Source organism: Okeania sp. SIO2F5 (assembly GCF_010692685.1).
Taxonomy (GTDB): domain Bacteria; phylum Cyanobacteriota; class Cyanobacteriia; order Cyanobacteriales; family Microcoleaceae; genus Okeania; species Okeania hirsuta.
Genome location: NZ_JAAHGU010000217.1, coordinates 1 through 8,245, shown reverse-complemented (window position 1 = coordinate 8,245; position 8,245 = coordinate 1). Strand labels below are relative to the sequence as shown.

General features: G+C 36.3%; 5 protein-coding genes. 4 read left to right on the top strand and 1 reads right to left on the bottom strand.

Features of this window, described 5'->3' with window-relative positions:
• Window positions 1-615 precede the first annotated feature (615 nt).
• The 4 genes from F6K27_RS31590 to F6K27_RS31575 all read left to right on the top strand — a co-directional run bounded on the left by F6K27_RS31590 (window position 616) and on the right by F6K27_RS31575 (window position 7,583).
• Window positions 616-5,043 (top strand): GUN4 domain-containing protein, encoded by a 4,428-nt coding sequence (locus F6K27_RS31590; RefSeq protein ID WP_287278440.1) that lies wholly within the window; start codon window positions 616-618, stop codon window positions 5,041-5,043.
• 21 nt (window positions 5,044-5,064) lie between these two features.
• Complete coding sequence (locus F6K27_RS31585) at window positions 5,065-5,277, top strand: hypothetical protein (protein ID WP_287300957.1); 213 nt, start codon at window positions 5,065-5,067, stop codon at window positions 5,275-5,277.
• A 77-nt stretch (window positions 5,278-5,354) separates the two neighbouring features.
• On the top strand, window positions 5,355-5,522 hold the full coding sequence (locus F6K27_RS31580) for a hypothetical protein (protein ID WP_287278439.1): 168 nt from the start codon (window positions 5,355-5,357) through the stop codon (window positions 5,520-5,522).
• Window positions 5,523-6,143: 621 nt separating this feature from the next.
• Entirely contained in the window at window positions 6,144-7,583 is a 1,440-nt protein-coding gene (locus tag F6K27_RS31575; protein ID WP_287278438.1) for a sodium:solute symporter family protein, read from the top strand.
• Between the two features lie 106 nt (window positions 7,584-7,689).
• Here F6K27_RS31575 and F6K27_RS31570 read toward each other — a convergent pair whose 3' ends face one another.
• Entirely contained in the window at window positions 7,690-8,139 is a 450-nt protein-coding gene (locus tag F6K27_RS31570; protein WP_287278437.1) for a DUF4058 family protein, read from the bottom strand.
• Window positions 8,140-8,245: the final 106 nt, after the last annotated feature.

Below are 8,245 nucleotides of genomic sequence, written 5' to 3'. Positions count from 1 at the left end.
TTTGAAGAAGGAGACAGGAGACAGGAGACAGGAGACAGGAGGAAAATTACATGGGGATTCGCTCCCCCAAGTAATGCGTGAACACCCCCGTTGACGGTGGGGTATTAAACCCACAAAGAAAATGATAATTTCTAGCGTCAGTAAGGGCAAACAGCCGTTTGCTTCTACAATATTGACTTTTATTACTAAATGTTGAATTATATCATGTCCGCTGGTATCGTTTGTGTAAACAAGGGCAGGCAAGATGCCTATTCCACAAGGTGAATATCTACAAGAAATTTAAGTTTTTTTCTTGCTCTTAGGTATTCCTGACTGTTCCCCGTTCCCTGTTCCCTGTTCCCTACCCTTGCTATACAATACCGATGCTACCGGACATGATATTATACCAATGCTACCAGATTTGATATCAGTGGATACTCTATATCCTAGCTTAGGAAGACAACAAAACCCAAAGCAATTCAGCGTTCCGACAAAGTAAAAGACTTACTAAAATTAAAAAGGGATAATTTTGAGGTTTTTAGGGGCGATAATGTTGTGCTTTGCGATCGCTGTTTGAGATCTGCCAAAATAGATAATGTATTTTGGAGATAATTTCTCGAACTAGCTTCTGACCCTATGAACTTAGACCCAAATTCAATATACTCTTATCAAGTCGGCGGTAGTCTACCTGTGGATGCTCCCACTTATGTCCAACGACAGGCAGACGAGCAACTTTTTGATGGCCTAATGATGGGAGAGTTTTGTTATGTCTTAAACTCCCGCCAAATGGGTAAGTCTAGTCTGCGAGTCCAAACTATGCGACGTTTACACGCATCTGGGGTTGTTTGTGCAGTTATTGATTTAACGGCTATTGGTAGTCAGGATATTACTTCGGAACAGTGGTATGCGGGAATAGTTTATAGTTTGGCCAGTAGTTTGGATTTATTGGAGCGGTTTGATATTTTGACTTGGTGGAGCGATCGCTCTTTTCTTTCTGCTTTACAACGTTTAAGTCATTTTATTGAGCAAGTATTGCTGAGAGAAATTCGGAAAAATATTGTAATTTTTATTGATGAAATTGATAGTATCCTCAGTTTAAATTTTAATGTTGATGACTTTTTTGCTTTGATTCGTTTTTGTTATAATCAACGGGCTGATAATTCTGAATATCAACGTTTATCTTTTGCTTTATTGGGAGTGGGAACGCCATCTGATTTGATTAAAAATCGGCATATTAGTACGCCTTTTAATATTGGTAAAGCTATTGAGTTAGAGGGGTTTAAATTTGATGAAGCGAAACCTTTAGCTGGGGGATTTTCTGGTATTTTTTATGATGGCATGGCAGTCTTGAAAGAAGTATTAAATTGGACTGGTGGGCAACCATTTTTAACTCAAAAAGTTTGTCAAGTAATTTTATCTTATTGTAGAGAGGTTAAATTTAATATTTCTAGAGAAAATGAGGTAGAGTTAGTGGTAGAAATTGTTCGGTCACAAATCATTGAAAATTGGGAAGCAAAGGATGAACCTGAACATTTAAAGACTATACGCGATCGCCTGGTTTACGGCAGTCATAGTCAAGGTCAATTACTATTATTATATCGGCAGATATTAAAGCAGGGAAATGTTAAGGCGAATCATCAGCAATTTCATAGAGAATTACGACTGACTGGGGTGGTAGTAAAACAGAAAGGAAAGTTAAGGGTTTATAACAAAATTTATGCAGAGGTTTTTAATCTGAATTGGGTGGAAAATAAATTACGCGAAGCAGGTTTAGTTTTAGAAGAAAAAGTAGAGGCAGTATATTCAGAGACTGAAATTAAAGAGATTGATAAAATTACGAATGATGCTTTATCAGAGTTTGAATTTAATCAAATAGAGGCATTAATTCTAGCAATACAGGCAGGACAGAAGTTAAAAAAATTAGTTTGGCATAATTTGTCTTTAAAAGAATATCCGACTATCGCCCCAATATATACTTTACAAAAAACTCTTGCTCAGATTAGTCAAAAAAATCAATTTATTAGTCATCAAATTGGAGTTAAAGATATCAACTTTAGCCCAGATGGAGAATATTTAGCTATTGCAGAAATCAATGGCACAATTTTATTACAGCAATTATTAAATCCCCACTCAATACAACTAAAAGGTGACGAAAAAGAAGTTTTGTGTGTGAAATTCAGCCCCAATGGTAAGCACTTAGCAACAGCAGGAGAAGAAGGCATAATTCGACTTTGGAATTTACAAGGTCAACAAATAAATCAGTTTAATGGTAATCAAGGTGCAGTGAATGAAATTAGATTTAGTCCAGATGGAAAATATTTCGCAACAGTAGCAGAAAATGGAGTACAACTATGGAATATTTCACAGCAAACGCATTCGCGATCCGGAACATCATCCCTCAAGCAACGAAATATTCATTCAAGTTGGAAAACTACTGTAAGTTTTACCCGCGATGGTGAATGTATTGCAGTTTCAGTCAGAGAAAATATAGTCAGACTGTGGAACGGATTAAAACGACAACCTACAGAATTGAAAGCAAATTACATTGAAGAGTTTGCCCTGACAGATGTGAAAATGAGTTGGAGCGGAGAATATCTGCTTTGTATTGGTAAAAAAGGAATTTTGCGACTCTGGAATTTTCCTAAACGGCAATTGTTTGACTGGGAAACTGAGCAAACAGAGATTAACAATATTTGTTTTAGCCCCAACGACCGCTATATTGCTACAGCAGGAGCAGATGGAATAACCAAAATTTGGGAATTATCTGGAAAATTATTAACTCAGTTTCATGCTGACCGTAACTCAGTTACAGCTCTCAGTTTTACTTCTGATGGAAAACAAATTGCCACGGTGGGTGCTGACGGCACAATTCGCACCTGGAATATATTTCCAAAACAGCAGACTCAATGGAAAACTAAACAAGGCAGAATTTTGAGTGTTAGTTTTAGTCTCACTGGAAAAATAGCTACGGGAGGAGAAGATGGCAGCGTCAAAATTTGGAATTTGTCTGGTCAAATATTACATCAGTGGAAAAGTAGTCGAGGTAGACTCACTAGCATCAGTTTTAGTCCTGATGGCAAATATCTAGCTACAGCAGGGCGTAATAATATTTCAATTTGGAGTGAAGAAGGGCAACTTATCAGTCAATGTCACCCCCATCAAGACCTTATATTAGAAGTAAAATTCAGTCCCAATGGCAAATCCCTAGTAGCAGTGGGAGCAAATGGCACAGCTATATTACGCAACTTGGAAGGAAAACAATTAGCCATACTAAAGCGCAGTAACCGGAGAATAATTGCTAGTGTTAGTTTTAGCTCAGAAGGCGATCGTATTGTTACAGGTGGGTGGGATGGAAAGGTCTGCATCTGGAATCTGTCTGGGCAACTTTTAGCAAATTGGGATGCTCATCGGGATAAGGTCAGAAGTGTGAGTTTTAGCGCTGATGGGGAGCAAGTTACTTCTGCGGGTAGGGAGAAGGTGAAAGTTTGGAATATATCTGGGCAACTTTTGACTGAGTGGAGCGTGCATCAGGGAAAATTGGTGGATGTGTGTTTTAGTTTGGATTGGCAACGAGTGGCAACGGTGGGAAGTGACTATACTGTTATATTGTGGGATTTTTCTGGGCGCAAATTAGCACAGTGGGATACTCCAGAAATGAAATTAACGAGTATTAGTTTTAGCAATGATGGTAAATATTTGGTTGCTGGTGGAGAAAATAGTATGGTTTGTCTATGGCGAGTTGAAAGTTTGGATGAAATTTTGGTGCGGGGTTATGAGTGGTTACAGGATTATTTTGTTACTCATCCTGAAGAATTGGAAAAGTTGGAGATATCTGATAATCAAAATGGTGTGGTTGAAAATGTCGATTTAAGTAATGTTGTTTCTCTAGGAATAGATAGTTCATCCGCAGATATTCCTGTTAGTGTTAGTCTTCATTCTAATTATGAAATTAACTATATTAAGTTACGGGATTTATTATCCACAGGAAAATGGCGAGAAGCAGATTTAGAAACTACTGCGATTATGCTGAAAATAGCTGGTCGAGAATCAAAAGGTTGGTTAAGAGGGGAAGATATTATCAATTTTCCCTGCCATGATTTACTGACAATAGATAATCTGTGGGTGAGATATAGTAATGGTAAATTTGGCTTGAGTATTCAGAAAGAAGTTTGGCAAAATTGTGGTGCAACTCAAGATAGTAGTTATCAAATTAATAACCTGGAAATTTATAATAATTTCAGTGAAAAATTAGGCTGGAAAATAGGAGATAAACTTTTAACTTATGAGGAATTGAATTTCGATATAAATGCCCCCAATGGTCATCTCCCTGGAGGAATATTGAATTGGTTATGGTTTAGTTTTTATCTAGGAAAATCTAAGCTTTTCAGCGAGGAAACTATTTGGTGGGATATTCTTTCTGCTATAGCAATGAAATTAGATATCTGTCAGTCTGACAAATTAGTAAAAATTTATCAATCTGATGAAGCAGGATTTTTAGGTGAATTTTTAGTACATGACAAAGTAGTAAAAATTTATCAAGGTGATATTACTAACTTAGAAGTAGATATTATTGTTAGTTCAGATGACAACTACCTGACTATGGGAGGTGGAGTTTCAAACAGAATTATAGAAGTTGGGGGAGAAGATATTTATAGAGAAGCGCAAAAATTAACACCTTTATCTTTTGGGGAAGTTGCAGTTACAAATTCTGGTAGATTACAAGCTCAAAAAATATTTCATGGAGTAGTAATTGATTTTGACGAAAAACAAATAATGCCGTCCCCAGAGATTATTAAAAGAGTAGTACATACTTGCATGAAAAAAACCAAAAGCTTCAGTTTGCAAAATATTGCTTTTCCTCTACTAGGTACAGGAGTGGGAGGTTTCCCACTTCAGGTTGCTTGGCAAATTATCTTGTCACAAATAATCCAAAGTTTATCTGATGAAAATCAAACTGTGAGAGAAGTTATTATCTGTATATATAACCGAAAAATTGTAGAAGAAATTGACGTTAGAGAGACACTAAAACAAATTCAAAACTTAGGTTGGGAATCGTTATTGTAATGGTTCAAAATTAAGGCGTTGGTGAAACGCGTGTATGATATTAATCTTAATTATTTAGGAGTCAACCCACCCCTAACCCCTCCCAACCCACCCCTAACCCCTCCCAGGAGGGGAGGGGAAGACCGAGTCAGGAGGAAAGAAAGAATAAGAAAGAGTAGTAAAGGGAGAAAGTTTTTTGTTCGCGCTCTTATCCGGACAAGATATCATACCTCTTTTCACCAACGCCAAAATTAATAATTAGGGTTTGCTGAAAAAGTATGTATGGTAGGGGTAGGAGTCATATCAAATCCGGTTGAATACTTATTATATAGTTGAGAGTAGGGGACTCACCCCTAACCCCTCCTAGGAGGGGAAGAAGGGAGTGGGGGAGTAGGGGAGATTATATCAAATCCGGTAGCATCGGTGTAATTAGATGGGGAGATGGGGAGATGGGGAGATGGGGAGATGGGGAGATGGGGAGTGAGAGAAATATTTGGTAATGGTTGAAGATGGAACATTTTTGTATACCGAATTAAACGGATTTGATATTATACCAAGCGTTAAAAAAGAATGTTACGAATAGTAAGAGCGATAAAAAGACACGTGCAGGAGATGTCCCTTTGACTAAAAAGATGATTTACGCCCTAAAAAAGGTATTAAAGCCATTCCCATACGACTCCTGACTCCTAAATAATCAGGACTAATACCATGTCCGGATAATTAGTGATCAAAAAACTTTCTCCTTTTCCTCCTCTTTATTCTTTCTTCTTCTTTCTTCCCTCCTGACTCAGTCCTTCCCCTCCCCTCCTGGGAGGGGTTAGGGGTGGGTTAACTCCTAAATAATTTAAGATGAATATCACACACTAATTCACCAATACCTAAGATTACTATATGAAAAACTTAAACATTTTCAACTCTGCCTATTTCTGGTATTTCTGCTTTACCGTAATTTTCCTCCTCTCCCTAGATTTTTGGTCATGGAAACAAACAATTTCTTTTTCAATTCTCCATCTACCACCCTGGGTTTTCTATTTTATTGCTTTACAAATTATTCTCGCTTGTGCTATTTTTGTTTTCTCCCAAACATTCTGGAAAACTGAATCTAAAAAGGAGAATAAATCGTGAGAGAAAACCTAATTCCCTACTTAATCATCAGTATATATTTACTCTCAACTCTAGCCATCGGAATTATCAGTTATCGCACCCAAGAAAATACCCCAGAAGATTACTTTCTCGCAGATAGAAAAATTAACTCCATAGTTTTATTTTTCACTCTCATTGCCACAAATTTTAGTGCTTTTACCTTCTTAGGATTTTCTGGTGCTGGTTATCGTATTGGTATCAGCTATTATCCCATGATGGGATTTGGTACAGCCCTCGTAGGAATTACATTTTATTTTATTGGTTATAAAGTTTGGCTTTTAGGAAAAGAAAAAGGCTTCATTACCCCGTCAGAATTAATTGAAAATCGCCTCCCTAGTCAACCACTAAAATTATTATTTTTAGCGGTAATGATAATTTTTACCATACCTTACTTAACCCTACAACCAATCGGTGGAGGTTATATTATTGAAAACTTAACTAACGGGGAAATTCCTTATTTTTGGGGAGCAGCTTTTTTAACCTTTATTATTGTATTGTATGTATTTTTAGGAGGGATGAGAAGTGTATCTTTAACCGATGTTTTGCAAGGAATTTTAATGTTAGTTTTGATGATAGTTGCAGTAGTAGCGATCGCTCAAAGTCTCGGAGGTTTTTCTGAAGCTAACCGCACTGTCTATCAACTAAAACCAGAAATTTTCTCTCGCTCTGGAATGAATAATTTTTTCACTCCCCATAAATGGTTTAGTTATATGTTGCTTTGGGGTTTAAGTGTGCCGATGTTTCCCCAAATGTTTATGCGATTTTATACTCCTAAAACTGCTAATTCTCTAAAAATTTCTGCTAGTTTATATCCCTTAATTACCGCCTTAATATTTATTTGTCCTGTTTTAATCGGAATGTGGGGTCATATTAACTTTCCCGACCTAGTAGGAAAAGAAGCAGATAAAATTTTTCCCATGATGTTAGGAGAATATACATCTACTGGCATTGCTTCATTAGTAATGGTAGGTGCCTTAGCAGCATTTATGTCAACACTTGATTCACAACTTTTAGCATTAAGCTCCATGATTACTAGAGATATTTATATTATTTATATTCGTCCCCAAGCTACTCTTGCAGAACAAACTTTTGTCGGGAAAATATTAATTGTTATTTTAGCAATAATAGGTTTAACTCTTGCAGCAAAACCCCCGGCTACAATTGCAGCGATCGCCACTCAATCTTTTACAGGTTTAGCAGTATTATTTCCCACAGTTATTGCTGCTTTATATGGAAAAAATATGTCACCTATTAGCTGTATAGTTTCGATTATTTTTGGGGAAATAGCGGTTATTGGTTTTCAGATAGGTATGATTCCTCAAAGTTTTACTTTAGGATTTTTGCCAGTTGTACCAATAGTATTAGTTTGTGCATTAATAATTGTAGTCGGAAGACTAATTAATTTGCCAAAAAATTAGTCTATAACAGGGAACAGGAATGACATTTCTTTTATCCTTTGTATTATTATCTTAATCCTTGTTGTTGGAACCAAGTATCTGCCCAAGCTGCATCATTTTCTGATAATTATGGTACTGGTTTTTGAGTGTAATCTATTTTTAAATCGTAACTGCCAACATCATAAATATTATTTAATAAAGCTTGTAAATCTATAATTGGTTCAGTATCTTCTGGGCGTAATGGTAATGGAAATTCAGGGATTTTATTTTGGATATTAAAAGCATATAGATCGGCTCTTGGTCGTTGCTTTCCGCGACTCACTAAAATCTGATAATGACTTTTACTTTTATGATCTAAAATAGGCATTCGTTGACCGCGACGCAGTAAATATATTTCGATAAAATTAGTCAAACTATCTAAAATTTTTTCTCGTTTTTTTTGATATATTTTTCTGCCTTTTCCACCTCTTTTATTAGAAGGAGATAATATTTCTATGGTAGTGACAACTTCTTTGGTTGCTACTTCTTGAATTTCCAAATATCCTTGGCGAATAGTTATAGCAATGAGCGCTGGCATCTTTACATATTACATAAATATTGATAATGTAACATAAAAGTAACTGTATGAGCTGTATTTTTCATAAATTAGGCGATCGCTAAAGGTTAAAGTTTTAAGGATGCGT